This window comes from Arthrobacter cupressi, assembly GCF_900099975.1.
Lineage (GTDB): Bacteria > Actinomycetota > Actinomycetes > Actinomycetales > Micrococcaceae > Arthrobacter > Arthrobacter cupressi.
Map to the genome: position 1 here is coordinate 181,594 of NZ_FNEI01000002.1, position 25,741 is coordinate 207,334.

The following is a 25,741-nucleotide window of genomic DNA, read 5'->3' on the forward strand; positions in this document are numbered from 1 at the left end:
TGGATTTGTCTCGCCGGCACAACCAGCATGGCGCGAATTTAGCGGCACGGACAGTTTCTTGGTCCGGGCCGGAACCTAGAGTGGTCTACCGTGCGCCGGGCAATGGGGCCGGGTGCATGGATTCGATGGAGTCAAAGGAGACCCCAGGAATGAAAAACACACAGTTCGATCCCGCGGATGCGGTGGAAAACGCCCGGGAACTGCTCGGCGACAGGACCGCCGCAGCGCAGGACTTCTCCAGCGAAGAGGCGGGCTACCACAAGACCCTCAAACCCCGGCAGATCCAGATGATCGCCATCGGGGGAGCCATTGGGACCGGCCTCTTTATGGGTGCGGGCGGCCGCCTGAATGCCTCCGGGCCGGCGCTGATCCTGGTCTACGCGATTTGCGGATTCTTCGCTTTCCTCATCCTGCGGGCCCTGGGCGAACTGGTTCTGCACCGGCCGTCGTCCGGCTCATTCGTTTCCTACGCCCGGGAGTTCTACGGCGAAAAGATGGCGTACGCCGCCGGATGGCTCTACTTCCTCAACTGGGCCATGACCTCGATCGTGGACGTCACCGCCGTCGCGCTGTACATCAAGTTCTGGGGCCAGTTCTGGGAACCGCTGCAGTCCATCCCGCAGTGGCTCATCGCACTCGCGGCCCTCGTCGTCGTCCTGGCCCTGAACCTGGTCTCCGTGAAGATTTTCGGTGAGATGGAATTCTGGTTCGCACTCATCAAGGTGGCGGCCCTCGTGGCCTTCCTCGTCGTCGGGGTCTGCTTCATCATCTTCGGCGGCCGGACGGACATCGGCGCCCCTGGCGTGAACATCATCCTGGACCACGGTGGCGCATTCCCGGCCGGCGCGGTGGCGCCACTGCTCGCCATCAGCGGCGTCGTGTTCGCCTACGCAGCCATAGAACTGGTCGGAACCGCCGCGGGGGAGACCGCCCAGCCGCAGAAGGTCATGCCCAAGGCCGTGAACACGGTGGTTTTCCGCATCGCCATCTTCTACGTGGGTTCCGTGCTGCTGCTGTCCCTGCTCCTGCCCTTCACTGCCTATGAGTCCGGGGAATCGCCGTTCGTCACGTTCTTCTCCCATCTGGGCGATCCGCAGGCCGGAGCGATCTCCGCCTCGGTAATGAACTTCGTGGTCCTCACGGCTGCCTTGTCCAGCCTCAACGCCGGCCTGTACTCCACCGGACGCATCCTGCGTTCCATGGCGGTCAATGGTTCCGCCCCGCAGTTCACCGCCCGCATCAGCGCCTCGGGCGTCCCGTACGGCGGGATCCTGCTCACGGCTGTCATCACGCTGCTCGGCGTCGGCCTGAACGCCCTGGTCCCGTCCCAGGTGTTCGAAATCGTCCTCGAAGTCTCCGCCATCGGCATCATCGGCGGCTGGGCCACCATCATGCTGTGCCACATCAGGCTGCAGTCCTGGGTGCGGCAAGGAAGAGTTGAGCGGCCTTCGTTCCGCCTCTTCGGCGCACCTTTCACGTCCTACCTGACCCTCGGATTCCTGGCGTTTGTGCTGGTCACCATGGGCTTCTCGGAAACCGGCCGCTGGGTCCTGGCCTCGGTTGTGGTCCTCGTACCGCTGCTCGTGGCCGGGTGGTTCGGCTCCCGGAGGCGCATCCTCGCCGCCGCCGAGGAACGTCTCGGCCACACCGGCGTCTTCCCGGTGATCGCCGAGCGCCCCGCCCAGGCGGGACGGCGGCCCTGACCTCCTCCGATCAGCCGGATCACCAGTCCCGAACCGGCAGCCCGCAACCCAACCAACACGCACCCGAACCAACAAGCACCCAAACCAACAAGCACCCGAACCAACATTGGAAAACAAGACAACAGTGAATATCGAAGCTGCCCCGAAAGACGTTGGCACCCCCAGCAGTGCCTGGCGCTCCCGCGCGGACGCCTGGGAGTTCCTGGGCTACGCCTTCAAGCAACTGGCCAAAAGCCGCACGGGAACAGGGGGCAAAACGGCCAACGCCGCCCTGGCGGAACAGGCGGCCCGCGCACTCAGCCTGCTGCACGCCGTCGAGATCTATTGGGCGGCCCCGGGGCAGACGGCCGTGCGGCAGCTGCGGGCTGCCCTGGACGCCGGTGACTTCCGGACGGGACTCGAGTTGCTCCGTGGCCTGGCGCCAATGGTGCCGGGCCACGGGGGAGCCGCGCCCCTGCCCTCGCGGGGGCACGGCCCTGCGGGGACGGGCGATGCGGAAGACGACGGCGGCGGCCAGGCTCCCGACGACGGCGAACGGCCCCGGTTCGACGTGCTGGTGGTTGATGACCTGACGGCCGAGGAAGCAGATTCCCTGAAGGCAGACCTCCTGGCCCAGAGGCGGCCCGGGGACGCGTTCACGTACGAGCTTGTGGTGGTCCCCAGCTATGAGGACGCCCTGGTGGCCCTGCTGCTGAACCCCGCCATCCAGGCGTGCATCCTTCGTCCCGGCCTTGTCGCGGAGAGCGGGCAGCCGCTCGGCAGGGATCTTCGGGCCTATCTGTCCACTCATACCGCTGCGGCGCCGGCCGGCGCACGTCCCCTGCAACTGATCCTCGCCTTGGCGGAGCAACTTACGGCATTGCGCCCGGAAGTGGATGTCTACTTGACCGCGGGTGTGTCCATCGAGAGCCTGGCCGGGTCGCTGAGCAGGCGCTTCCGGAGGATCTTCCGCAAGCAGGACCATCTCGACCTGCATTTGTCCCTCCTGTCCGGCGTGGCGGAGCGCTTCCGAACGCCCTTCTTCACCGCCCTGCAGGAGTACAGCCGCCGGCCCGCCAGCGTGTTCCACGCGCTGCCGGTGTCCCGGGGCGGCTCGGTGGTGGGTTCCCCGTGGATCCGCGACATGGCCGATTTCTACGGGCTCAACCTGCTCATGGCGGAAACCTCCGCAACCTCGGGCGGACTGGATTCGCTCCTGGACCCGCATGGCTCCATCAAGGAGGCCCAGGACCTGGCGGCGCGGGCGTTCGGATCGCATCAGACGTTCTTCGTTACCAACGGCACGTCCACGGCCAACAAGGTGGTCCACCAATCCATCCTGGCTCCGGGCGTTGTGGTCCTCGTGGACCGCAACTGCCACAAGTCCCACCACTACGCCTTCGCGCTCGCCGGGGCGCAGGTGAGCTACCTGGATGCCTACCCGCTGGACCGCTACGCCTTCTACGGTGCTGTGCCGCTGGCCTCCATCAAGGCCAGGCTCTTGGAGTACCGCAGGGCAGGGCGGCTGGACGAAGTCAAGATGATCACGCTCACCAACTGCACCTTCGACGGGATCGTGTACGACGTGGAGCGCGTCATGGAGGAGTGCCTGGCCATCAAGCCGGACCTGGTGTTCCTCTGGGACGAGGCCTGGTTCGCGTTCGCCCGCTCCCACCCGGTTTTCCGCCGCCGCACCGCCATGGCGGCGGCCCGGAAACTCGTAGCGTCCTTCGGCGATCCTTACTACCGGGACCGCCACGCCGAACAGGCCGCCCAGCTGTGGGACCCGGTGACGGGACGCCCGGCGGACGATGAGGCCTGGCTGCAGACCCGCCTGGTCCCGGACCCCGCCAGGGCGCGCGTCCGGGTCTACGCCACGCAGTCCACCCACAAGACGTTGACGTCGCTCCGGCAGGGGTCCATGATCCACGTCTTCGACCAGGACTTCGAGGAACGGAACCGGGAGTCGTTCCGCGAGGCGTACATGACCCACACGTCCACCTCGCCCAACTACCAGATCCTCGCCTCCCTGGACGTCGGACGCCGGCAGGTGGAACTCGAAGGCTTCGGCCTCGTCCAGCGCCAGGCCGACCTCGCCACCAGCGTTGCGCAGGCCGTTGCCCGGCATCCCCTCCTCAAGAAGTACTTCCGCGTCCTCACCTCGCGGGACCTCATTGAGGCGCCCTTCCGGAAGACCGGCCCGGCCATGCCGCACCGCGACGGTCTCGCCGCGCTCGCGGACGCCTGGGAGCACGACGAATTCGTCGTGGATCCCAGCCGCCTCACGCTGGACATCAGCCGGACCGGGATCGACGGCGACACCTTCCGCCACCGCTACCTCGCCGACGGCCACGGCATCCAGGTCAACAAAACCTCGCGCAACACCGTGCTGTTCATGACCAACATCGGCACCTCCCGCAGTTCGGTCGCCTACTTGATCGAAGTCCTGGTCAAGCTCGCGGAGTCGTTCGAGGAGCACCGTTCGACGACGGCGGGCGCCGGGCGTCGTCGGACACCGGCAGCGTCCGACGACGGCGGGACGCCGCCGCTGCCTGACTTCAGCCGGTTCGCGGACCGCTTCCGCCGGGACGCGCTGTGCCCCGACGGCGACGTCCGGGCCGCCTACTTCGAAGGCTACAAGGACGGTTCCACCGAATACCTGTTCGCGGAGGAACTGGGCGCCAGGATCGACGCCGGGCTGGACGTAGTGTCCGCGGGATTCGTCACCCCGTACCCGCCGGGTTTCCCGATCCTGGTGCCGGGCCAGGTCATCACGCGCAAGACGCTGGAGTTCATGGCTGCCCTCGACACGAAGGAAGTCCACGGCTTCGATCCGGAGAGAGGGTACAGGGTGTTCGCGGAACCGGAACCGGCGATAGCCCGGACGGCCGGCCCGGAGAGAGGTGAGTCACAATTGGTTTAGTCCTACTTTCACAATGTGAAATTTCAATTCCCTCTTGTGGAATAGTGTGATCTGGAATACGTTGAGAGTGTCCCCGGCAACCGGGGAGTTCTCTAATGATTGGTTCAGATCAATGAAGATCCCAGACTCCGCGGCGCTGAAGGCGAGTTCGGCCCCGCAGAAGAAGAAGCCCCTGTACAGGTCGCTCTTCTTCCAAATTCTGATCGCCGTCGTCGCAGGTGTGCTGATCGGCCATTTCTGGCCGAACATCGGCTCCACCCTCCGGCCTTTGGGCGATGGATTCATTCAACTCATCAAGATGATCATTGCCCCGCTGATCTTCCTCGTGATCGTCACGGGGATTTCGGCGGTCGGCGACGTCAAGGCGGTCGGAAGAGTCGGGGTCAAGGCCCTGCTGTACTTCACCGCAGCAACCCTGTTCGCGCTGGTGTTCGGCCTGGTGGTCGGCAACATCGTCCAGCCAGGTGCCGGCCTGAACATCGATCCCGCCACGCTGTCCCAGGACGCCGTGGACGCGAAGACCGGCCACGCCGTCCCGAAGGACGCGGCGGCCTTCCTGCTCGATGTCATTCCCACCAGCGTGATCGGGGCTTTCGCCAACAACAGCCTGCTGCAGGTGCTGTTCTTCTCCGTGTTCTTCGGCGCGGCCATCGTGGTGATCGGGCGCCAGCGCTGCATGCCGGTCATCAGCCTCATGGAGACTGTGCTTGAGCTGATCTTCAAGATCATGTCCTGGATCATGAAGGTGGCCCCCGTCGGCGCCTTCGGTGCCATGGCGTTCATCATTGGGCAGTACGGCCTGGACACGCTGGGCACCTACGCCCTGCTGATCGCGGCCTGCTACGGCGCCGCGGTGGTCTTCATCGGCCTGCTGTTCGCGGTGGCCTGGGGCTTCGCCCGGGTGCCGCTGTGGCAGTTCCTGAAGTACACCCGGGAGGAATTCCTCCTCGCGCTGGGCACCGCGTCCACGGAAGCCGTGATGCCGCGCATCATGACCAAGCTGACGAACGCCGGCTGCTCCCGGGCCACCACCGGCCTGGTGGTTCCCACGGGGTACTCCTTCAACCTGGACGGCGCCGCGATCTACCTGTCCATTTCGCTGCTGTTCCTGGCCCAGGCCTTCGGCCACCATCTCGACCTTGGGCAGCAACTTGCCGCCCTGGGCGTGCTGCTGCTGACCTCCAAGGGCATGGCCGGCGTTCCCGGGTCCTCGTTCCTGGCGCTGTCCGCTACGGCCGCTGCACTCGGCATCTTCCCGGTGGCCGGCGTAGCGCTCCTCCTGGGCGCGGACCGGCTCATGGACTCCATGCGCGTGGTGGTGAACCTGCTGGGCAACTGCGTGGCGACCTTCGTGGTGGCCAAGTGGGAAGGCCAGTTCGACCGCGGTGTCATGGTCCGCGCCTTCCGGGGTGAAATCACCAACGAGGATTCGGCCATCATGCTGGGCAAGGAAGAGGTCTACGAGGAGCAGGAGCTCGAGCGCCTCAGTGAGGGCCAGGAGCCGTCGCCGAAGTTCCGCGGCGGCCCGACGGCGGACAACATCCCGCAGTTCGAAATGAGCCGGCCGGGCCAGCGCCAGGAAACGCCGATTTCCCCCGACTAGGCGCCCGTTCCCGCAGCAAGCAAGGCGGCCGTTCCGGTGATCCGGAACGGCCGCCTTTTTCATGGACCGTAAGTGACCCCGCGTTGGGCTAGAACGGCAGCAGCTCCGCCAGATCGGCGCGCAGCCCGGACGCGGCGACCCGGCCGGCGTCGACGGCGTCCGCCCAGGCCAGCCGGCCGCTCACCAGGGCCAGCCAGGTGGCGGCGTCGCACTCGATCACGTTCGGCGGGGTCCCGCGGGTGTGGCGGGGGCCTTCCACGCACTGCGCGACGCCGAATGGCGGCACCCGCACCTCCACGGAGTTGCCGGGGGCGCGGGCGGTGAGCTCCTCAAGGGTGTAGCGGACCGCGGTGGCAAGGGTCGCGCGGGCCAGGCCCGCGTCCGCCTCGCCCTGTTCCTGCCATGCCGCCAGGGCGGCGCGGCCTTCCTCAAGGGGTACCCGACGGCGGGCAACAGCCATGCTTGAAAGCCTTTCCTGTGGTGATGGGGAGGTTAGTCCAGCAGCGAGAGCAGTGCCTTGCCGAGGCGGATCCGCCCCACCGGATGTCCGCCGCCCAGCACTGGGTCCACCACTTTCTCGAGCACGCTGGAGACCTCAGGGACGTCGACGGCGCCGCTCACCGCGAGCAGGGTCAGCCCCACGAGCGTGGTGGCGCGCAGGTTGCCGTCCAGCATCTTGACGGCAACGGTGGCGCCCGTGGGCGTGGCGAGGACCAGGACGCCTTCGGCGCCGATTTTGGCGAGGATGCCTAGCTCGTCCATGACCACGGTGTTTGCCTCGCCGCGGCCCTGGACCGCCCAGGGGTAGTCCAGCATGGAGGTGGCGACGGTGGCGGCGCGGGCGTTGGAGTTCGGATCCCTGGGCGCTTTGGCCAACTGTGAATAGGCGCGGGCGAGGCCCGTCAGCGAAATCGCCGCCACGGGAGCACCGCAGCCATCGATGCCCAGGTGGGCGATGGCCTCGCCGCTGTACTCCTCGATTGCCGAGCGGACCCTTTGCTGCAGGGGGTGGTTTGGCTCGAGGTAGCTGCGCGTGTCCCAGCCGTTCTCGGTGCAGGCCCACAGGAATGCCGCGTGCTTGCCCGAACAGTTGAACGCGAGTTTGGACTTGCCCCGTTCGGAGCGGATTAGCCAGTTCCGGGCGGTCTCGTCCCGGGGCCAGTCGGCCGGACACTGCAGTTGCTCTTCCCGGACGCCGGCGGCCTTGAGCATGCCCTCCACTACGTCCATGTGGTCCAGGGATCCCGTGTGGCTCGCGCAGGCGAGGGCCACCTGGGCGCCGCGCAGCGGAACGCCGGACTGCATTGATGCCAGCGCCTGGAACGGTTTGAGGGTGGAGCGGGCGTAGATCGGGGAGGCGATGTCGCCCAGTTCCTGCACCACGCTGCCATCCCCGGCCAGCACCACGGCCGAGCCGATGTGCCGGGATTCGATGAAGCCGCTGCGCTCGATGACGGCCAGTTCCACGGCGGACTCGGCCGCGAAGGTTTCGTGCGGAGACAAGGGCATGCAGCTAAGCCTAGTCCCCGGCGCCTCCCTCCCCTTGCTTCGCTTCGGGAAGGAACCCGGGCGCCGCGGGCCCACGCGAGGGCCCCGAACTGAGCGAAGCGAAGTTTTGGGAGCGGGCTTGGCGCCAGGGCCCGCAGCGGGCCGCTTCGCGGAGGCCGCGGACCGCGCCGAAAACCTCCTGTAGACAAGCTGTATACAACTGGTCTACAGTTTCTATACAGCTTCCCGTGAGGCGCATCACGGAAGCGGCCAAGACGTCTGGCGGCATGGACCCGGATGGCGCGCAAACGCCGGGACCGCCCAGTGAAAAAATGTTCCGTTCAATTCGAGCTGTTCCGTTCAAATCGAGGACTTCCCTAATGAGCAAAGTGTTTGAAAAGGGCCGGGGCGTGCGGAAGCACACCTCGCTCCCTGCCGTGGCTGCATCAAGCCTCGCCGGCACCGCGGTGGAGTGGTACGACTTCTTCCTCTACGGCACCGCAGCCGCGCTGGTCTTCAACAAACTGTTCTTCCCCAGTGCCGATCCCTTCGTCGGCACCATGCTCGCCCTCGGCACCTTCGCCGCGGGCTTCATCGCACGCCCCCTGGGCGCCGTCGTCCTGGGCCACCTCGGCGACAAGCACGGCCGCAAGTCCACGCTGGTTGCCAGCCTCCTCCTGATGGGCGTCGCCACGGCGCTCATCGCCCTGATCCCGCCGTACGCCAGCATCGGCATCATGGCGCCCCTGATCCTGCTCTTCCTGCGCCTGGTGCAGGGCTTTGCGCTCGGCGGCGAATGGGGCGGAGCGGTGCTGCTGGTGTCCGAATACAGCGACGACAGCACCAAGCGAGCGTTCTGGGCCTCCTGGCCGAACGTGGGCCCGCCGCTGGGCAACCTCATGGCTGCCGGCGTCCTGGCCCTGCTTTCGGCAACGATGCCGCAGGCGGAGTTCCTGGCCTGGGGCTGGCGCATCGCCTTCGGACTGTCCGCGCTGCTGGTGGTTATCGGACTGATCCTGCGGCTCTACGTCCAGGAAACCCCGCTCTTCCAGGCCTCCCAGGCCAAGGCCGACGCCGAGCACGCCACGCGCACCAAGCTGCCGCTGGCTGAACTCTTCCGTGGGAACTGGCGTGAGATCCTCATCGCCACCGGCAGCCGCATGGGCGAAAATGCCGGTTTCTACATCTACTCCCTGTTCCTGATCACCTACGTGACGGACATCCTCAAGATCGACCGCCAGACGGGGCTCACGGCCGTCATGATCGGCCAGGGCGTAGCCGTAGTGGCGATCCCGCTGCTGGCGATCTTCGCCGACAGGATCGGACGCAAGCCCATGATGATCGCCGCCTCCGTGGCGACGGTGGTGTGGGGCTTCGCCTTCTTCGCCCTGCTGGACACCCGGCAGCCCGCCGCCATCATCCTGGCCGCGGTGGGCGGGCTCCTGATCTTCGCCGCGTACAGCTCGGTGATCGGTGCCTTCTTCTCCGAACTTTTCCCCACGAAGGTTCGCTACAGCGGCACCTCGGTGGCCTACAACGTGGCCTCCCTGATCGCCGGCTCGCTCTCGCCGATCATCGCCCTGGCCCTGTACAAGGCCTTCGGCACGGGGCAGGCGATCGCCCTGTACCTGGTGGGCATGGGCCTGATCTCCATCCTCTCTGTTTCCTTCGCCAAGGAAACCAAGAACATCAAGCTCAGCGACCTGGACCTCGCGTCCGGCCAGGAACGCGGGTGGAAGAGTGACGCCACGCCCGGCCAGAAGGTGGCACAGTCTTGATGTAGACACTGTCCGTGGCGGCCTGCCCGCCGCCACGGACAGCGGCCAGACCAGTTGTTGAGGCATTCAGAAATGAGGAACACGTGAGCATCTTCCAGAAGCCGGCCCCCACGGCACCGGAGACCGCCTACCTTTGGCTGCGCAAGGAGATTTCCTCCCTGCCCTGGGACCAGGAAGCCTTCCTCAGCGAGAATGCCATCGCCGAAGCCGCCGGGGTCTCCCGGACCCCGGTGCGCGAAGCCCTCCTCCGGCTGGAGGCGGCCGGCCTGCTGCGCCGGGTCCCGCACAAGGGCGCCTACGTCCCGGCCCTCACCCCGCAGGACATCGACAGCATGATGGAGGTCCGCCAGGTCATCGAGGACTGGGCGGTCCGCAAGGTCACCGCCAACGGCCACCTCGGCCCGGAACTCGAGCAGCTCCTGCACACCCAGGAGGAAAGCCTCGCCGATCCCGTCGCCTTCATCGAGTGGGACATCAGCTTCCACAAGCAGATTGTGCACGCCGCGGGCAACCCCGCCCTGGAGGAGCTCTACGATTCCCAGCGCTTCAAGCAGCAGCGCATGGGCGTCAAGGCCGTCCAGGACAGCCAGGGCCGCAGCGACCACGTGGTGGAGGAGCACCGCGCCATCGTCGAGGCGATCCGAAGCAAGGACTCCCAGCAGGCATCGGCGGCCGTCCGGAACCACCTGGATTCCACCCTCACCGTCCTCAAAGCCATACCCACACGTATTCAACGCTGACCCCCGCAGGGGAGCAGCGCCGAGAAACAGGAGCAACCCATGGACATCGCTCTCGTCCAGTTGTCCAGCCCGGACAGCGAGACGCAGGCCCAACGCATCGAGCGGGCGGAAGCCCTGCTGCGCGAACAGCGCGGCGCGGACCTCATCGTCCTGCCCGAGCTGTGGAGCGCCGGCTACTTCCACTTCGACCAGTACCCGGAGCTTTCCGAAACGGTCGACGGCGTCACGGTAGCGATGTGCGCGGCCGTCGCCAAGGAGCTGGGAGCTTACGTCCATGTCGGCAGCATCGTCGAGCGTGCCGCAGGCGCCGCCGGGAAAGATGGCAACCCCCCTGTCCTCCGCAACACCTCCATCCTCGTGGACCCGCAGGGCGATGTGGCCCACAAGTACTCCAAGCTGCACGTCTTCGGCTACAAATCCCTCGAAGCCGAACTACTCACCCCCGGCGACTCCCTGGCCGTGGCCGGCACCCCCTTCGGGCAGATCGCCGGCACCACCTGCTACGACCTCCGCTTCCCGGGCCTCTGGTCCGAACTGAGCGTCCGGGGCGCCGAAATCGTGGTGGTTCCCGCAGCCTGGCCGGCCGCCCGCCGGGAGCACTGGCGCCTGCTCACCTCCGCACGCGCCGTCGAACACCAGGTCTTCGTGCTCGCCTGCAACGCCGCAGGCGTCCAGGAAGGCGTGGAACTGGGCGGCGCCAGCCGCGTGGTGGATCCCGCCGGCCGCCTCCTGGCCGAGGCCGGCGACGGCGAAGAGGTGCTCCGCGTGGGCATCGACCCTTCAGCAGTCCAGGCCGTCCGCAATGAATTCCCGGTCATCGCCGACCGCCTCGCGGACTACTCGGGCCTCGCCCGCTGAATCAGACCACTGACTATGAACACCTGAGCAGGAAAGACCACCCATGAAGACCCACACCCAAACGCTGGCGTTCGACGTCGCGGGCACCGGTGAGACGATCGAGCTCACCGACTTCGCCGCCGTCGTCGCCGGATACACCGGCCGCGACGCCGCCGCCGTCCAGCACCACATCGACGAACTCGCCGCGATCGGCGTGGCCCCGCCGCCCGCCGTCCCCATGTTCTACCCGGTGGAGAGCGTCACTGTCAGCCCGGCAGCGGCGCTGGACGTCGCGGGGGAGAAGACCTCCGGCGAGATCGAGCCGCTCTACATCCGGCACGGCGGCCGCTACTACCTCGGCATCGCCTCGGACCACACGGACCGGCACGTCGAAACCATCGACATCGGTGACTCGAAGCGCGCCTGCCCCAAGCCGGTGGCGGGCACCGTCGTCGCGATCCCCGAACTCGAGAGCCTTTCGCTGGACGAATGCCGCGCCCGGAGCTGGGTGGACGGCCGCCTCTACCAGGACGGCACGCTGGACAACCTCCGGACGCCGGCCAACGTCGTCGAACTGCTGCTGGAGCGCAGCGACATCGGCGACGGCGACTTCGTCTGCCTCGGCGGGACCCTGCCGGTGATTGGCGGCGAGTTCGTCTACGGGCGCGAATGGCGCATCGAACTGACCTTCCCCGACGGAAACACCATCGACCACACGTACATCATCACGAAAGGACAGCAGTCATGAGGACCGGAGACGAGTACATCAAGACGCTCAACGACGGGCGCACGGTATTGATTGACGGCGCGGTAGTCGACAACGTCGCCGAACACCCCGCCTTCCGCAACGTGGCCCGCACCATCGCCGAACTCTTCGACATCGCGGCGGACCCGGCCAACGGCATGCAGTACCACAGCGAGGAAATCAACGGCACGGCCAACCGGGTCTTCAGCATCCCGCGCAGCGCCGAGGAACTGAAGCTCCGCCGCCTGGCCGTGGAGCGCTGGGCCAAGCACACCCACGGCTGGGTGGGCCGCAGCCCCGACCACGTGGGCACCTTCTTCGCCGCCTTCGGCGCCCACCCGGAGGTCTTCGCCAGCGAGGAACGCGACTACGCCGGCAACCTCACCCGCTACTACGAGCGGATCCTGCGGGAAGACCTGTACGTCTCCTACGCGATCATCCCGCCGCAGTATTCACGCGCGACGACGGCGTCCGGCTGGGAGGGCGACAACATCCAGGTGGGCGTGGTGGGGGAGACCGAAGAGGGCCTGATCGTGCGCGGCTCGCAGATGCTCGCCACCGGCGGCGCGATCGCCGACGAAGTGTTCGTCACCTGCATCAAGCCGCTGGGCCCGGACGATGTGGACTTCGCCGTCAGCTTCGCGCTGCCGGCCGCCACCAAGGGCCTGAAGTTCCTCTGCCGCCGCCCCTACGCCACGAGCACCACCAGCGAATTCGACTACCCGCTCACCAGCCGCTACGACGAATCCGACGCCCTGGTGATCTTCGACGACGTCCTGGTGCCGTGGGAGCGCGTGTTCATCAACCGGAACATCGACACCCTGCGCCGGCAGTTCTTCGACACCGGCGCCCACGCCCTGGGCAACTGGCAGGCCCAGACCCGCCTGACGGTCAAGCTGCAGTTCATCGCCGCCGTCGCCCGCAAGATCGCCGCCGTCAACGGCACGGACAAGATCCCCGGCGTTCAGGAGAAGCTCGGCGAACTCGCCGCGCTGGTGTCCTCCGTGGAATCCGCACTCCTTGCCGCCGAATACAGCGCCGAAGCCGATGACTCCGGCATGCTGGTCCCGGGCAAGCGCGCCCTCTACGGCATCATGGGCCTGCAGTCCGAGACCTACCCGCGCGTCATCCAGATCCTGCGCGACCTGGCCGGCGGCGGCGTGCTCCAGCTGCCCTCCGGCGTGGTGGACATGAAGAGCGAGGTGACCGCGGCCGACGTCGAGAAGTACGTGGCGTCACCGAACGTCAGCAGCGAGGAACGCATCAAGCTCTTCCGCCTGGCGTGGGACATCATCGGCACCGAGTTCGGCGGCCGCCACCAGCAGTACGAGCTGTTCTACGCAGGCGCCCCGTTCGTGGTGAAGGGCGCCTACACCTACCGCAACTACGGATACGAAAAGCACGTGGCCGAGCTGGACGAGTTCCTGGCCGGCTACGACGTGGACGGCCGCAAGGAGGACAACTAGCCATGGCCAAGCCGGAGTTCGAATTCACCCCCACCTCCTCGGTGGAGTTCACCCCGTGCACCCCGCACATCGAGGGCCTGTCTGAGGCCATCCTGGCCCGGGACGACTCCAACGATTCCGTCACGCGGATCCTCAAGTTCGAGCCGGGCACGGACACCTCGCCCAACGGCGCCCTGACCCACGATTTCTGGGAAGAGGTCTTCATCTTCGAAGGCTCCTTCGTGGACCAGCGCCTGGGCAGGACCTTCAAGGCCGGCGACTGGGCCACCCGCCCGCCGGGCATGGAACACGGACCGTGGATCTCCGAGAACGGAGCCAAGATGTTCGAAGTGCGTTACTACCAGGACGGAAAGAACTGACATGGTCACTCCAGCAGTCTTCGCCGAGCCCGACGGCCTGGCCATGCGCCGGACCATGGGCCGCTTCCTCACCGGCGTGGCCGTGGTGACCACGGAGCACGACGGCGAGCAGTACGGCATGACCATCAACTCGCTCACCTCCATCAGCCTGGATCCGCCGATCCTGATGATTTCGCTGAACTTCAACACCCGCACGGGGGACGCCGTACTGGCCAGCGGAAGGTTCGCCATCTCCATCCTCGGTGCCAAGCAGGAAGCCGTGGCCCGGCAGTTCGCCACCCGCGGCGGAGCCCGCTTCGAAGCCGGGTCCTTCGACACCACCGCGGGCGGGCTGTCCGTGGTGGCCGGGGCGCTCTCGCAGGCCGAGTGCAAGGTGGTCCACCAGTACGACATCGGCGACCACCAGGTCTTCTTCGGCCAGGTGGTCTCCTGCCGGGACCGCGACGGCGAAGGGCTCGCGTTCAATGCGGGCAAGTTCGGCTCGTTCCGCGACTTCAACCACGACGCCATGCCCTGGACGTTCTAGGGCCCGGGACGTTCCAAGGCCCTGCCACGCCGAAGGCCGCCGCTCTTCCGGATTCCGGGAGGGCGGCGGCCTTCGCTGTTAACCCGCACATGTTAAATTACGACGGCGGCCCGCCGCCGGTGGATCAGGCCGCGCGCGTGCGCGCCACGAAACGGAAGCGGTCCCCGCAGAAGCGGCCGACGGTCCACTCCACCACCCTGCCGCCGTCGTCGTATCCCGTGCGGTCGATCCGCAGGAGCGGCGAGCCCATCTCCACTTTGAGGAGCCGCGCCTCCTCGGGGCCCGCCAAGTAGGTCTCGACGCCGTCCTCCACCTCCGTGATCCGGATGCCGAAGTCCTCGCGGAGGGTCGCGTACAGGGAGCCGCGCTCGCGCAGGTGCTCGCCAAAGCCCGGGAGCTCGCCGGGGATGCAGGCGGTTTCCAGGCCCAGCGGCTCGCCGTTGCCGAGCCGCACGCGCCGTACCCGCACGAAGGGATCGCCGGCCGCCAGGCCCATGTGTCCGGCCTCCACTGCGTGGCTGCCGTCCACCCGGAGCTGTTCGATCTCCAGGATTTCCGAGGATGGGGTGTAGCCGATAGCCTGCGCGTCCTCGGTGAAGGAGGTCAGCTGGCGCACGTGCGTGATCTTGGGCCCGCCGGTGTAGGTGCCTGAACCCTGGGTGCGGGTGAGCCTGCCCTCCGCGACGAGCTCGCCGATGGCCTTGCGGATGGTGGTGCGGGACGTGCCGAAGTCCAGCGCGAGGGCGCGTTCGGTGGGGATGAGGGAGCCCGGGGGCAGGTCCGCGATCATCTCGATGATGCGCATTTTGTAGAGGTAGTACTTCGGCAGTTCGCTCACCGTCCGATCCTAGCGCTTGACGGCGAGATTGGTCTATGCCAATCTTGGGCAAGTTGGTCTACACCAATTCAGCCCCTGTCTCCCAGACCCAGAGGACACCGATGTCTCTCCTGAACGACCTGCGCAGCACACCGCGGCTTGGCCTCCTGATCGGCGCGACGGCGGCCGCCGTCGGCGTGATCTACGGCTACGATCTGTCCAACATCGCCGGCGCCCTGCTCTTTCTGACCAAGGAATTCCACCTCTCCACGAGCGACCAGGAGATGGTGACCACCGCCGTCGTCGTCGGCGAGGTGCTCGGCGCCTTGGTGGGCGGCTGGCTCTCCAACCGCATCGGCCGCAAAGCGTCCATGGTGGCCGTCGCCGCGTCCTACGCAGCCTTCGCCCTGCTGAGCGCGTTCGCCCCGGGCATTCCGGTCCTCATGATCGCCCGCCTGTTCCTCGGCCTGACCATCGGCATTTCCGTGGTGGTGGTCCCGGTCTTCGTCGCCGAGAGTTCGCCGGCCAAGGTGCGCGGCGCCATGCTCGTCGCCTACCAGGTGGCCACCGTCATCGGCATCATCCTGGGCTACATCGCCTCCTGGGCGCTGTCCTCCACCGGCGAATGGCGCTGGATGCTGGGCCTGGCCGCCCTGCCCGCGGCGGCCGTGCTCGCCATCCTCCTCAAGCTTCCCGACACCCCGCGCTGGTACGTCATGAAGGGCCGCTTCGAGGAAGCCCGCCGCACCCTCGCCACGATCGAACCTGACTCCGACATCGACGCCGAGATCGAGGGCATGCGCGCCGCCCTCGCCGAGGAATCCGGCGGACGGAAGTCCGGCGCCGCCAAGGAAATGCTCCGCAAACCGTTCCTTCGCGCCACCATCTTCGTGGTGGGCCTGGGCTTCTTCATCCAGATCACCGGCATCAACGCCGTGGTGTACTACAGTCCGCGCATCTTCGAAGCCATGGGCTTCAGCGGCAATGAGGCCCTGCTCCTCCTGCCGGCCCTGGTCCAGGCCGCGTCCCTGGTGGCCGTTTTCGTTTCCCTCGCCCTGGTCGACAAGGTGGGCCGGCGGCCGATCCTGCTTGGCGGTATCGGCATGATGGTGGTGGCCAATGCGCTGCTGATCGGCGTCTTCCTGGTCGGGCAGTCCTTCGGCGGCGCGCTCACCGTGCTCGGCTTCCTCGGCGTCCTGCTCTTCACCGTAGGCTTCACCTTCGGCTTCGGCGCCCTGGTGTGGGTCTACGCCGGCGAAAGCTTCCCCGCCCGCCTGCGCTCCCTCGGCGCGAGCACCATGCTCACCTCGGACCTGATCGCCAACGTAGTGGTTTCCGCCTTCTTCCTCACCATGCTCCAGCGCCTCGGTGGCGCCGGCACCTTCGCCGTCTTTGGCGCCCTGGCCGTGGCCGCGTTCTTCTTCGTGCGCCGCCTGGCGCCCGAAACCAAAGGCCGCAACCTGGAGGACATCAGGATCTTCTGGGAGAACGGCGGCCGCTGGGAACCCCGCGAGGTTCCCGCCGTTCGCAGCGAGGTTCCCGCATCCGGCCGCGACACCGCTTAGGTCCGGGAAGGGCGCACAAAGTACCCTTGGAGACTGTGAAGGTACTCGTCATTGGCCCCGGCGGCCGCGAACACGCCATTGTCCGCTCCCTGCTCGAAGATCCCAACGTGTCCGAGGTCCACGCGGCTCCGGGCAACGCCGGCATCGCCAAGCTGGTTCCCACGCACGCCATCAACGGCAACGATCCCGCCGCCGTCGCGCAGCTCGCCCTGAAGCTCGCGGTGGACCTGGTGGTGGTCGGCCCCGAGGCTCCGCTTGCCGCCGGCGTGTCCGACGCCGTGCGCGAAGCCGGCATCCCGGTGTTTGGCCCCAGCAAGGCCGCAGCCCAGCTCGAGGCTTCCAAGGCTTTCGCCAAGGAGGTCATGGCCGAAGCCGGCGTGCCCACCGCGATGGCCCGCGTGGCCACCAATGCCGAGGAAGCCGCAGACGCCCTGGACACCTTCGGTGCCCCGCACGTGGTCAAGGACGACGGCCTGGCCGCCGGCAAGGGCGTCGTAGTCACCAATGACCGCGCCGAGGCCCTGGCGCACGCCCAGGCCTGCTTCGACGCCGGCGGATCCGTGGTGATCGAGGAATTCCTGGACGGCCCCGAGGTCTCCCTCTTCGTCCTCTGCGACGGCCGCACCACCGTGCCGCTGTCCCCGGCACAGGACTTCAAGCGCATCTTCGACAACGACGAAGGCCCCAACACCGGCGGCATGGGCGCCTACACCCCGCTGGACTGGGCCCCCGAAGGCCTGGTCCAGGAAGTCATCGACCGCGTGGCCCAGCCCACCGTGGATGAGATGGCCCGCCGTGGCACCCCGTTCGTCGGTGTGCTGTACTGCGGACTGGCCCTGACCTCCCGCGGCACCCGCGTCATCGAATTCAACGCCCGCTTCGGCGACCCCGAAACCCAGGCCGTCCTCGCCCGGCTCAAGACCCCGCTCGGTTCGCTGATGCTGGCAGCCGCCAAGGGCGAACTGGACAACGTCGACGAGCTGCGCTGGTCGCGGGATTCCGCGGTCGCCGTCGTCGTCGCCGCTGAAAACTACCCGGACACTCCGCGCACCGGAGACCGCATCACCGGACTGAAGAAGGCCGAAAGCCTCGAAGGCGTCCACGTCATCCACGCCGGCACCAAGCTGGACGAGGAAGGCAAGGTTGTCTCGGCCGGCGGCCGCGTGCTCGCCGTGGTGGCGCTCGGCAGTGACCTCGTGGAGGCCCGTGAACGGGCGTACGACGGCGTGGAGCTGGTGCAGCTCGAAGGCAGCCAGTACCGCACGGACATCGCAGGCAAGGCAGCCCGCGGCGAGATCCGGGTGTCCCCGACCACCGGCACCATCCCGGCGGTGAAGGGCTGATCATGACCGAAGTCAACGCCGGCGGTTTCGCCGCCGAAACGATCGACCTTCCGGGCTGGACCCACGTCTACTCGGGCAAGGTCCGCGACCTCTACGTCCCGGCCGACGAATCCATCAGGGAAAAGATGGGCCAGGACTGCGTCCTGGTGGTGGCCAGCGACCGCATCAGCGCCTACGACCACGTGCTCTCCAGCGAAATCCCGGACAAGGGGCGCATCCTCACCCAGCTGAGCCTGTGGTGGTTCGAGCAGCTCGGCGTGGAGCACCACGTGCTGGCCTCCACCGTGGCCGGCGGTGTTCCCGAAGCCGTGGATGGCCGGGCCATGATCTGCAAGAAGCTGGACATGTTCCCGGTGGAATGCATCGCCCGCGGCTATCTCACCGGCTCCGGCCTGGCCGAATACAAGCAGTCCCGCACCGTGTGCAGCATCCCACTGCCGGAAGGCCTGGTTGACGGTTCCCGCCTGGACGAGGCCATCTTCACGCCCTCCGCCAAGGCCGAGGTGGGCGAGCACGACGAAAACATTACCTTCGAGGCCGTGGTGGACGCCGTCGGTCCGGACGTCGCCGAACGGCTGCGCGAACTCACCCTCGCCATCTACACCAAGGCCGAGGAGATCGCCCGCGGCCGCGGCATCATCCTGGCCGACACCAAAGTGGAGTTCGGCGTGGACGCGGCCAGCGGCGTCATCACCCTGGGCGACGAGGTCCTCACCCCGGACTCCTCGCGCTTCTGGGATGCCGCCAGCTACGAGCCGGGCAAGGCGCAGCCGTCCTTCGACAAGCAGTACGTCCGCGACTGGCTGACTTCCGCCGAATCCGGTTGGGACCGCGCCTCCGACACGCCGCCGCCCGCGCTGCCGGCCGACGTCGTGGAACGCACCCGCGCCCGCTACGTCGAGGCCTACGAGAAGCTCACCGGACGCACCTTCGTCTGACGCGTCCGCAACTGCGGCAGAGGGCCCGAAGCCGGCTTCGGGCCCTCTGCGGTATCAGTCTTACTTGCCGGAGTTCGCCGTATGGCTGGCTGCCTGGGCGCGCCGTTCGGCAAGACGGATTTCCAGCAGCGAGTCCATGGCCTGCTGGACGCGGTCGGCAGCGCCCGCGGCGGTGAAGTCGGCCTGGGCTTCCTCCAGGTACACCAGGGCGTCCGCGTTTTCGCCGGCGGCCTTGAGCGCCTTGCCGAGGAGGAAGGACACCTCGCCGGCGGTGTGCCGGGCCAGCTCGGCGCGGTCCGCGTGGATTTCCCGGAGCTTGGCGACGGCAGCCAGGATGTCCCCCGTGAGGTAAAGCCAGCGGGCCCGGATGAACGCCACTTCCAGTTGGTCGGTCTTGTTGCCGCCCACGATCGACAAGGCAAGTTCGGCGCGTTCGATTGCCGACAGTGTTTCGGGTTCCACGATGCCCGAGGACAGCCGCACGGCCGCCGAGGCCTTGTTGAATCGGGCCCAGAGTTCGATGTCATTCGCGGGGGAGAGCAGCTTTGCCGCGCGCTCGTGGTGCTTGATGCCCTCGGCGTAGTCGTGCCGCATGAACGCCACGTTGCCCACCACCCAGGCGACCTCGCCGGCGAGCTGGGACATGGAGTGCTCGTCCATCTGCGCCATCATGGATTCGCAATACTTCCAGGCCTCGTCCAGCTTGCCGCTTTCGGCCAGCGCACCGATGAGCGCCCGGTGGGCGCCGATGATGAGCGTGGAGCCTTTGGGGAGCTGCAGGCTGAGCTGGACGGCCTCGGTGGCGTGTTCGACGGCGGTGGCCAGCTGCCCCTGCCCATGGCAGACCGCCGCGAGCATCTGACGGGCACGAACCCCGAGGCCCGCGGATTCGGTGGCCATGGGGTGCTCCAGGAGGTGCTGGATGATCTTCTGGCACTCCTTGAGCTGGCCCTGCTTCATGACGCATTCGGCCTGCATATAGGTCATGTTCCACCACGCGCTGGTGTTGCGGGCTTCCAAGGCGATCTGCGCCGCGGCGGCGGCGTGGCTGGCGGCCAAGGGGTAGTCCCTAAGGTCCCAGGCTTGCCGGGCGTAGAGGCCGGCGAGAACATACTCGGCGTCGCTGACGGATACGGGATGGCTCCAGGCTTCCAGCGCCTTGGGCGCCAGCTCGAGCCGGCGGGCCAGTTCTTCAATGACCTCGGCAGTGGGTTCGCGGCGGCCGGTTTCCAGGAGGGAAATATAACTGGGAGAATAGAGGTCCTTGCCGAGCTCGGCCTGGGTCAGACCTCGTTCGAGCCGCTCGGCACGGAGCTTTTCTCCGAATCCGTTGCCCACCGCGTCCTCCTAGATATGCCGCTTTAGCGCCGTCTTTCCGGGTGACCCTTGACAGCCTCTGTGGAAAACATTTTACAATGTGTGTCAACAGGGACCGCACTAATTTCCATAACGAATCCGACTCGCATCGAGGGAAAACCATGTTCAAGAAGATCGCTGCATCTGTCGCCTTGGCGGGCGCACTTGCATTCACGGCCGCGGCTCCGGCCGTCATCTCTGCAGCCCCTGTAGCAGACGCTGTCCATACGGTACTCAGCATCGGAAACTGGCCCGATCCCATGCGCACCCAGGCTATCGGCAACTGGCCTGATCCGATGCGCGCGCAGGCTATCGGGAACTGGCCTGATCCGATGCGCGTTTCGGCCATCGGCAACTGGCCTGACCCCATGTAATATTCAAATCATTTGAGAAATCACCCCGGCGTCTGGGCGCCGGGGTGATTTCTTTTTGCCTTCGGTGGGGTGGAGTGCAAATGCTAAAACCGGTCAAAGGAATGTTTCTGCCGATAGAAAGCAGGTGGTTGGAAAACCGGACAGCGAATTGTTTTGCTTAAAGCAGCAGGGCCTCCCAAATGGAAGGCCCTGCTGTAATTGGTCGGGATGACAGGATTTGAACCTGCGACCTCTTCGTCCCGAACGAAGCGCGCTACCAAGCTGCGCTACATCCCGATCCGCTGCAAAAGCAACGTGTTCAAGGATACCGGATCCCTGCCCCGGATGCGAAATCGGGGGGCGGCGCGGCGGTCCGCGGTGGTCCCAGCCCCGGACAGCTAGACGAGTGACTCCCGCCAGGCCCCGTGCAGGGCAGCGAAGCGTCCCCCGCTGCTGATCAGTTCGGCCGGAGTTCCGTCTTCCACGACTTTCCCGTCGTGGATGACGAGCACCCGGTCCGCCGACTCCACGGTGGAAAGCCGGTGGGCGATAATGATCGCTGTCCGTGCGGACCGCGCCTCCGTCCCGGTGCCGGCGAGCAGGCTGGACAACCCGGCCTGCACCAGGCGTTCCGACGGGATGTCCAGGGAGGAGGTGGCTTCGTCGAGGATGAGCACCGCGGGCGCGGCAAGGAACGCCCTGGCAAAGCTGATCAGTTGGCGCTGCCCGGCGGACACGCGCCCGCCGCGCTTGTTGACGTCCGTGTCATACCCCTCGGGCAGGGCCGCGATGAACTCATGGGCGCCGACGGCGCGGGCCGCCGCTTCGATCTCGCCGCGCGAGGCGCCCGGGCGCCCCAGGGCGATGTTGTCCGCCACGGAACCGCTGAACAGGAACGCCTCCTGGGTGACCATGACGACGGCGCGGCGCAGCTCGGCGCCGTCCAGGTCCCGCAGCTCCACGCCGTCGAGCGTCAGGGAACCGGAGGTGACATCGTAGAAACGGGCAATCAGCTTGGCCAGCGTCGACTTGCCCGCGCCGGTCTGGCCCACCAGGGCCACGGTCTGGCCGGCCGGAATGTGTAGGTTCAGCCGGGGCACCACCACAGTTCCGGCGCCGTAGCCGAACTCCACGTCGCGGAAGGCGATCTCGCCGCGGGCATGGGGGAGCGGCACGGGATTCTTCGGCGGCCGCACCGTGGGAACCTCCTCCAGCAACCCGGACACCTTCTCGAGCGCGGCCTGGGCGCTTTGGAAGGAGTTGTAGAACATGGCCATCTGGTCCACCGGCTGGAAGAAGCGCTTGGTGGACAGGATCAGGGCCAGGAGCACGCCGACGGCGAGATCGCCGCCCAGCACCCGGAAACCGCCGAACAGCAGCACGACGGCGACGCACACGTTGCCGATCAGCACCAGGCCGGGCTGGAAGATGCCGTTGAGGTTGATCGAGCGCACCGTGACCCTGCGGTAGTCCTCGGAGAGCTCGCCGTAGCGCTGTGCGTTCTCCTTCTCCTTGCGGAAGGCCTTGACGGCGCGGATGCCGGTCATGGTCTCGACGAAATGCACGATCAGGCGCGCGGAGACCACCCTGGACTCCCGGAAGGCGATCTGCGAATGCTTCTGGTACCAGCGGGCCAGGAAGAACATCGGGATGCCCGCTGCCAGCATGATGAGGCCGCTGCGCCAGTCGAGGGCGAAGACGGTGATGGCCGTGAACACCATGAACAGCAGCCCGGACGCGAGCGAGCTGACGCCGGAATCCAGCAGTTCGCGCAGGGCCTCGAGGTCCGAGGTCTGACGGGCGATGATCCGGCCCGAGGTGTACTTTTCGTGGAACTCAAGGCTGAGCCGCTGGGTGTGGCGGAACACCCGAAGGCGGAGGTCCAGGAGCATCGCCTGGCTCAGCCGGGCAGTGGAGGTGACGTAGAGGGCGGTGAGGGCCGCGGTCGCCACTGCTGCCGCGAGGTAGAGGGCCCCTGCGAGCACGAGCGGTCCATTGCTGCCCGCCTGCAGCGCCGGCAGGGCGTGGTCGATCCCGAAGGCGATGATGGCCGGGCCCGCCACACGGGTGGCCTGGGAAAGGACCACCATGGCCAGCGTGAGCCAGAAGCGGACGCGCACGGGCCTGATCAGGGAGCCCAGCAGCGCGAGCGAGCGGCGTCGGACGGCTTTGCTGTCGGAGCGGCTGAGGTGTGCGTTGTCCTCGTTGGAAGTGCCGAAGGTGCTCATCGCCGTGCTTCCCCTGCTTCTTCCATTTCGTCCAGTTCGCGTTCGAGTTCGCTGTCCAGGTCCTTCGGGCATTCGTCGAGGCTCGCGATCACGAAACGGTAGTGCTGGTTGCGTGCCAGCAGCTCGGTGTGGGTTCCGACGTCGGAGATCCTGCCGTCCTCCAGCAGTGCCACCCGGTCGGCGAGGGCCACGGTGGAGGGCCGGTGCGCCACGATCAGCGTGGTCGTGTCCTTGAGCACTTCCCGGAGCCGGGCTTCGACCAGTTCCTCGGTGTTGACATCCAGGGCGGAGAGCGGATCGTCCAGCACCAGGACCCGCGGCTTGGCGGCAATCGCCCGGGCCAAGGCGATGCGCTGGCGCTGCCCGCCGGAAAGGCTGAGCCCTTCCTCGCCGATCAGGGTGTCCACACCGTCCGGCAGGGAGTAGGCGAAATGCGCCTGGGCCACGTCCAGTGCTTCATCCAGGGCGGCTTCCGTGGGTTCCGGGGCGCCGAGGAGTACGTTCTCCCGCACCGAACTGGAAAACAGGGTGGTGTCTTCGAAGGCCACGGCCACCACGGTCCGCAACTCCTCCACGCTGAAGTCCCGCACGTCCACACCGTCGATCCGGACCGCGCCGCCGGTTCGTTCCGCGCCGCCGGAGACGTCGTAGAGGCGGGGCACCAGCTGGAGCAGGGCGCTCTTGCCGCTGCCCGTCACGCCCACCAGCGCCATCGTCTCGCCCGGACGGATGTCCAGGGTGATGTCGTGCAAGAGGGGGCCGCCGTCGTCGAACGCAAAGGAGGCCTGCTCGAAACGCAAGCCGCCACGCAGCTCGCGCGGATGCTGCGGCGCGGACGGGCTGGTGATGGTGTTGGCGGTGTCCATGACCTCGAAATGGCGATCCAGGGCGGACTTGGCCGTCAGGGCCATGGCGAGCAGCATCCCGGAGAATTCCACCGGTGCCGCCACCACGGCGGCCGTGGCAAAGAACGCCACCAGGGAGCCGATACTCAGCTCCCCCGTGGATGCCAGCAGGATGCCCGCCACGAGTCCGACGCCGAGGGCCAGCTCCGGCAGCAGGGTCACCACCAGGCTGAACTCGGCCTGCTGCTTGGCCTTGGCGATCTCGGTCTGCCGCAGTTCCTCGGCCTGGCCGTTGAAGTTCTCCAGGGCTTCGCGGCTGCGGCCGAAGGCCTTCAGGACGCGGATGCCATGGACGGATTCCTCCACGGTGGTGGCGAGATCGCCGGCCTGGTCCTGGCTGAGCCGGGTGACCAGGCTGAAGCGGCGCCGGAACCGGAAGGAGTAGACCATGATCGGCAGGGCCGCGGCCAGGAAGATCAGCGCCAGCTGCCAGCTCATCGTGAACATGACGCCGACGCCGATCGCCACGGTCAAGGTGGTGACCACCAGCATGATTGCGCCGAAAGCCATCCAGCGGCGCAGGAAGTTCAGGTCGCTCATGGCCCGCGACAGCAACTGGCCCGAGCCCCAGCGGTCGTGGAAGGCCACGGTGAGGTCCTGCAGGTGGCCGTAGAGGGAGACCCGCATCCGGGTCTCCACGGTGGTGGCGGGGTTGATGACGAACTGGCGGCGCAGTGCCACCAGCCCGGCCTCGGCGATGCCGAGCACCAGGATCACGACGGCGGAAATCCAGACGGCGCTTCCGGCGCCACCGGGCTTGAGGAAGTCGTTGACGAGGACCCGCAGGACTTGCGGGATGGACAGGGCCACGACGCTGGCGAGCAGGGCGCTGAGCAGGCCCAGGACGAGCCGGGGGAGGATCGGCCTGACATGGGGGTAGAGGCGTTTGATGGAAGTAAAGAACGACGTTTGCTTGGACATGCCCGCTTCTCAACAGCTGGATCTTAGACGGTGGAGGTGGTTTCCTTCAGCAACTACCCTATGCCATGCGTGATTCCCTTCACAGGAAAAAGGCAGGTGGTGGTGAAATGTTTTACCACTTATCGCGATCCGTAATCGCGGTGGACGGATCATCCGGTGAAACAGGAATGCCGTCCCCGGTATTCCGGGGACGGCATTCTTCTGTGCGGGCCGGCGGCCCTAGGCCTGCGGGCTTAGCGTCAGCAGCACGGCCTCCGGTCGGCAGGCGATACGGACCGGCGCATAGCGCGAAGTGCCGATCCCGCCGGAGACGTTGACCGGCGTCGTGCGTCCGTTGCTTTCCCAGTCGTTCAGGCCCCTGGCGCGCCAGGTGGGCAGGTCGCAATTGGCGACCAATGCGCCGTATCCGGGGACGCAGACCTGTCCGCCGTGGGTGTGGCCGGCCAGGATCAGGTCTGCCTCCGCCTCGGTGAAGTGGTCCAGCACGCGCTGGTAGGGAGCATGGATGACGGCGACGCGCAGGTGCGGGCGCTTGTCCTGCCCGGCGGTGCCGCGGGGCCAGCCGGCGTAGCGTTCGCGCTTGAGGTGCGGATCGTCGACGCCGGAGAAATCCAGGCGGATACCGTTCAGCGGAACGGACTGGTGCCGGTTGGTGAGGTCGATCCAACCGGACATTCCGAAGCCGGAACGCAGCCGCGGCCAGTCCAGCTTGATCGGTTCCTTGCGCAGCCGGCTGGGGCCCAGGAAGTAACTGAGCGGGTTCTTCAGGGTGGGCGCGTAGTAGTCGTTGGACCCCGGGACGAACACGCCGGGCAGCCCCAACAGGGGGCGGAGCGCCTCAAGGAGCGGATCGACGGCCTTGGGGTGGCTGAGGTTGTCGCCGGTGTTGACCACGAGGTCCGGCTTCAGCTCCGCGAGGGAATGGAGCCAGGCCGCTTTCTTGTCCTGACCGGGGACGAAGTGGATGTCGCTCAGGTGCAGCACCCGCATCGGCGCGGAACCTGGCGGAAGAATCGCAAGGGTCTCCTCGCGCACCGTGAACTGGTCCTTCTCCCACCAGCCATAGGCGGCGGCAGCCGCGCCCAGCGTGGCGCCGGCGGCGGTGGTGACGGCGAGGCCGCGCCCGAAATCACGGACGCGGCCTGCCAGATGCCCATTAGCGGTCATC

At 67.1% G+C, this 25,741-nt stretch carries 21 protein-coding genes and 1 tRNA gene; 14 read left to right on the forward strand and 8 right to left on the reverse strand.

Features of this window, described 5'->3' with window-relative positions:
• Positions 1 to 149: 149 nt before the first annotated feature.
• The 3 genes from BLP88_RS03230 to BLP88_RS03240 all read left to right on the forward strand — a co-directional run bounded on the left by BLP88_RS03230 (position 150) and on the right by BLP88_RS03240 (position 6,208).
• Complete coding sequence (locus tag BLP88_RS03230) at positions 150 to 1,703, forward strand: amino acid permease (RefSeq protein ID WP_074586861.1); 1,554 nt, start codon at positions 150 to 152, stop codon at positions 1,701 to 1,703.
• 124 nt (positions 1,704 to 1,827) lie between these two features.
• Positions 1,828 to 4,605, forward strand: a complete 2,778-nt coding sequence (locus tag BLP88_RS03235; RefSeq protein WP_074586862.1) for an aminotransferase class I/II-fold pyridoxal phosphate-dependent enzyme — start codon at positions 1,828 to 1,830, stop codon at positions 4,603 to 4,605.
• Positions 4,606 to 4,717: 112 nt separating this feature from the next.
• Complete coding sequence (locus BLP88_RS03240) at positions 4,718 to 6,208, forward strand: cation:dicarboxylate symporter family transporter (protein WP_074586863.1); 1,491 nt, start codon at positions 4,718 to 4,720, stop codon at positions 6,206 to 6,208.
• An 88-nt stretch (positions 6,209 to 6,296) separates the two neighbouring features.
• Here BLP88_RS03240 and BLP88_RS03245 read toward each other — a convergent pair whose 3' ends face one another.
• Both BLP88_RS03245 and BLP88_RS03250 read right to left on the reverse strand, forming a co-directional pair.
• Positions 6,297 to 6,668, reverse strand: a complete 372-nt coding sequence (locus tag BLP88_RS03245; protein ID WP_074586865.1) for a sterol carrier family protein — start codon at positions 6,666 to 6,668, stop codon at positions 6,297 to 6,299.
• A gap of 32 nt (positions 6,669 to 6,700) precedes the next feature.
• Complete coding sequence (locus BLP88_RS03250; protein WP_074586866.1) at positions 6,701 to 7,717, reverse strand: asparaginase; 1,017 nt, start codon at positions 7,715 to 7,717, stop codon at positions 6,701 to 6,703.
• Positions 7,718 to 8,076: 359 nt separating this feature from the next.
• On the opposite strand from BLP88_RS03250, the gene BLP88_RS03255 reads away from it, so the two are divergent.
• The 7 genes from BLP88_RS03255 to BLP88_RS03285 all read left to right on the forward strand — a co-directional run bounded on the left by BLP88_RS03255 (position 8,077) and on the right by BLP88_RS03285 (position 14,147).
• Positions 8,077 to 9,474: an MFS transporter gene (locus tag BLP88_RS03255; RefSeq protein WP_074586868.1), complete on the forward strand. Its 1,398-nt coding sequence runs from the start codon at positions 8,077 to 8,079 to the stop codon at positions 9,472 to 9,474.
• An 83-nt stretch (positions 9,475 to 9,557) separates the two neighbouring features.
• Positions 9,558 to 10,214: a GntR family transcriptional regulator gene (locus BLP88_RS03260; protein ID WP_074586870.1), complete on the forward strand. Its 657-nt coding sequence runs from the start codon at positions 9,558 to 9,560 to the stop codon at positions 10,212 to 10,214.
• Between the two features lie 39 nt (positions 10,215 to 10,253).
• Complete coding sequence (locus BLP88_RS03265) at positions 10,254 to 11,072, forward strand: carbon-nitrogen family hydrolase (protein WP_074586872.1); 819 nt, start codon at positions 10,254 to 10,256, stop codon at positions 11,070 to 11,072.
• 43 nt (positions 11,073 to 11,115) lie between these two features.
• Positions 11,116 to 11,799: a DUF2848 family protein gene (locus BLP88_RS03270; protein WP_074586874.1), complete on the forward strand. Its 684-nt coding sequence runs from the start codon at positions 11,116 to 11,118 to the stop codon at positions 11,797 to 11,799.
• The gene (locus BLP88_RS03275; protein WP_074586876.1) at positions 11,796 to 13,262 is read left to right on the forward strand and encodes a 4-hydroxyphenylacetate 3-hydroxylase family protein; all 1,467 of its coding nucleotides are present in this window, start codon (positions 11,796 to 11,798) and stop codon (positions 13,260 to 13,262) included. Before BLP88_RS03270 ends, BLP88_RS03275 begins: the two co-directional genes overlap by 4 nt.
• A 2-nt stretch (positions 13,263 to 13,264) precedes the next feature.
• Entirely contained in the window at positions 13,265 to 13,621 is a 357-nt protein-coding gene (locus BLP88_RS03280) for a cupin domain-containing protein (RefSeq protein ID WP_074586877.1), read from the forward strand.
• A 1-nt stretch (position 13,622) separates the two neighbouring features.
• A complete protein-coding gene (locus BLP88_RS03285) occupies positions 13,623 to 14,147 on the forward strand; it encodes a flavin reductase family protein (protein WP_074586879.1) in 525 nt (174 codons plus the stop codon).
• Positions 14,148 to 14,271: 124 nt separating this feature from the next.
• On the opposite strand, the gene BLP88_RS03290 is transcribed toward BLP88_RS03285, so the two are convergent.
• Entirely contained in the window at positions 14,272 to 14,985 is a 714-nt protein-coding gene (locus tag BLP88_RS03290; protein ID WP_245679751.1) for a GntR family transcriptional regulator, read from the reverse strand.
• A gap of 101 nt (positions 14,986 to 15,086) precedes the next feature.
• Between BLP88_RS03290 and BLP88_RS03295 the strand changes: the two genes are divergently transcribed.
• From BLP88_RS03295 to BLP88_RS03305, 3 genes are read left to right on the forward strand one after another with little or no spacing between them, the layout of a single operon-like run.
• Positions 15,087 to 16,529 (forward strand): sugar porter family MFS transporter, encoded by a 1,443-nt coding sequence (locus tag BLP88_RS03295; protein WP_074586881.1) that lies wholly within the window; start codon positions 15,087 to 15,089, stop codon positions 16,527 to 16,529.
• A gap of 35 nt (positions 16,530 to 16,564) precedes the next feature.
• Complete coding sequence (purD, locus tag BLP88_RS03300) at positions 16,565 to 17,872, forward strand: phosphoribosylamine--glycine ligase (protein ID WP_074586883.1); 1,308 nt, start codon at positions 16,565 to 16,567, stop codon at positions 17,870 to 17,872.
• 2 nt (positions 17,873 to 17,874) lie between these two features.
• The gene (locus BLP88_RS03305; RefSeq protein ID WP_074586885.1) at positions 17,875 to 18,810 is read left to right on the forward strand and encodes a phosphoribosylaminoimidazolesuccinocarboxamide synthase; all 936 of its coding nucleotides are present in this window, start codon (positions 17,875 to 17,877) and stop codon (positions 18,808 to 18,810) included.
• Between the two features lie 60 nt (positions 18,811 to 18,870).
• On the opposite strand, the gene BLP88_RS03310 is transcribed toward BLP88_RS03305, so the two are convergent.
• Positions 18,871 to 20,148 carry a helix-turn-helix domain-containing protein gene (locus BLP88_RS03310; protein WP_074586887.1) on the reverse strand — a complete coding sequence of 426 codons (1,278 nt, stop codon included), beginning with the start codon at positions 20,146 to 20,148 and terminating at the stop codon, positions 18,871 to 18,873.
• Positions 20,149 to 20,288: 140 nt separating this feature from the next.
• Here BLP88_RS03310 and BLP88_RS03315 point away from each other — a divergent pair, with 140 nt between their 5' ends.
• Positions 20,289 to 20,540 carry a hypothetical protein gene (locus tag BLP88_RS03315; protein WP_074586889.1) on the forward strand — a complete coding sequence of 84 codons (252 nt, stop codon included), beginning with the start codon at positions 20,289 to 20,291 and terminating at the stop codon, positions 20,538 to 20,540.
• A gap of 199 nt (positions 20,541 to 20,739) precedes the next feature.
• On the opposite strand, the gene BLP88_RS03320 is transcribed toward BLP88_RS03315, so the two are convergent.
• The 4 genes from BLP88_RS03320 to BLP88_RS03335 form a co-directional block, all read right to left on the reverse strand.
• Positions 20,740 to 20,816: transfer RNA gene (locus tag BLP88_RS03320), tRNA-Pro, on the reverse strand.
• 101 nt (positions 20,817 to 20,917) lie between these two features.
• On the reverse strand, positions 20,918 to 22,747 hold the full coding sequence (locus tag BLP88_RS03325) for an ABC transporter ATP-binding protein (RefSeq protein ID WP_074586890.1): 1,830 nt from the start codon (positions 22,745 to 22,747) through the stop codon (positions 20,918 to 20,920).
• On the reverse strand, positions 22,744 to 24,573 hold the full coding sequence (locus BLP88_RS03330; RefSeq protein ID WP_074586892.1) for an ABC transporter ATP-binding protein: 1,830 nt from the start codon (positions 24,571 to 24,573) through the stop codon (positions 22,744 to 22,746). The genes BLP88_RS03325 and BLP88_RS03330 overlap by 4 nt, the downstream gene beginning before the upstream one ends.
• A 219-nt stretch (positions 24,574 to 24,792) precedes the next feature.
• Entirely contained in the window at positions 24,793 to 25,740 is a 948-nt protein-coding gene (locus BLP88_RS03335; RefSeq protein ID WP_074586894.1) for a metallophosphoesterase, read from the reverse strand.
• Position 25,741 lies beyond the last annotated feature (1 nt).

Coding starts and splice junctions, on each gene's coding strand:
- BLP88_RS03265 (WP_074586872.1), top strand. CDS start 10,254: ATGGACATCGCTCTCGTCCAGTTGTCCAGCCCGGACAGCGAGACGCAG.
- BLP88_RS03335 (WP_074586894.1), bottom strand. CDS start 25,740: ATGACCGCTAATGGGCATCTGGCAGGCCGCGTCCGTGATTTCGGGCGC.
- BLP88_RS03250 (WP_074586866.1), bottom strand. CDS start 7,717: ATGCCCTTGTCTCCGCACGAAACCTTCGCGGCCGAGTCCGCCGTGGAA.
- BLP88_RS03315 (WP_074586889.1), top strand. CDS start 20,289: ATGTTCAAGAAGATCGCTGCATCTGTCGCCTTGGCGGGCGCACTTGCA.
- BLP88_RS03325 (WP_074586890.1), bottom strand. CDS start 22,747: ATGAGCACCTTCGGCACTTCCAACGAGGACAACGCACACCTCAGCCGC.
- BLP88_RS03270 (WP_074586874.1), top strand. CDS start 11,116: ATGAAGACCCACACCCAAACGCTGGCGTTCGACGTCGCGGGCACCGGT.
- BLP88_RS03255 (WP_074586868.1), top strand. CDS start 8,077: ATGAGCAAAGTGTTTGAAAAGGGCCGGGGCGTGCGGAAGCACACCTCG.
- BLP88_RS03230 (WP_074586861.1), top strand. CDS start 150: ATGAAAAACACACAGTTCGATCCCGCGGATGCGGTGGAAAACGCCCGG.
- BLP88_RS03295 (WP_074586881.1), top strand. CDS start 15,087: ATGTCTCTCCTGAACGACCTGCGCAGCACACCGCGGCTTGGCCTCCTG.
- BLP88_RS03305 (WP_074586885.1), top strand. CDS start 17,875: ATGACCGAAGTCAACGCCGGCGGTTTCGCCGCCGAAACGATCGACCTT.
- BLP88_RS03285 (WP_074586879.1), top strand. CDS start 13,623: ATGGTCACTCCAGCAGTCTTCGCCGAGCCCGACGGCCTGGCCATGCGC.
- BLP88_RS03280 (WP_074586877.1), top strand. CDS start 13,265: ATGGCCAAGCCGGAGTTCGAATTCACCCCCACCTCCTCGGTGGAGTTC.
- BLP88_RS03245 (WP_074586865.1), bottom strand. CDS start 6,668: ATGGCTGTTGCCCGCCGTCGGGTACCCCTTGAGGAAGGCCGCGCCGCC.
- BLP88_RS03275 (WP_074586876.1), top strand. CDS start 11,796: ATGAGGACCGGAGACGAGTACATCAAGACGCTCAACGACGGGCGCACG.
- BLP88_RS03330 (WP_074586892.1), bottom strand. CDS start 24,573: ATGTCCAAGCAAACGTCGTTCTTTACTTCCATCAAACGCCTCTACCCC.
- BLP88_RS03240 (WP_074586863.1), top strand. CDS start 4,718: ATGAAGATCCCAGACTCCGCGGCGCTGAAGGCGAGTTCGGCCCCGCAG.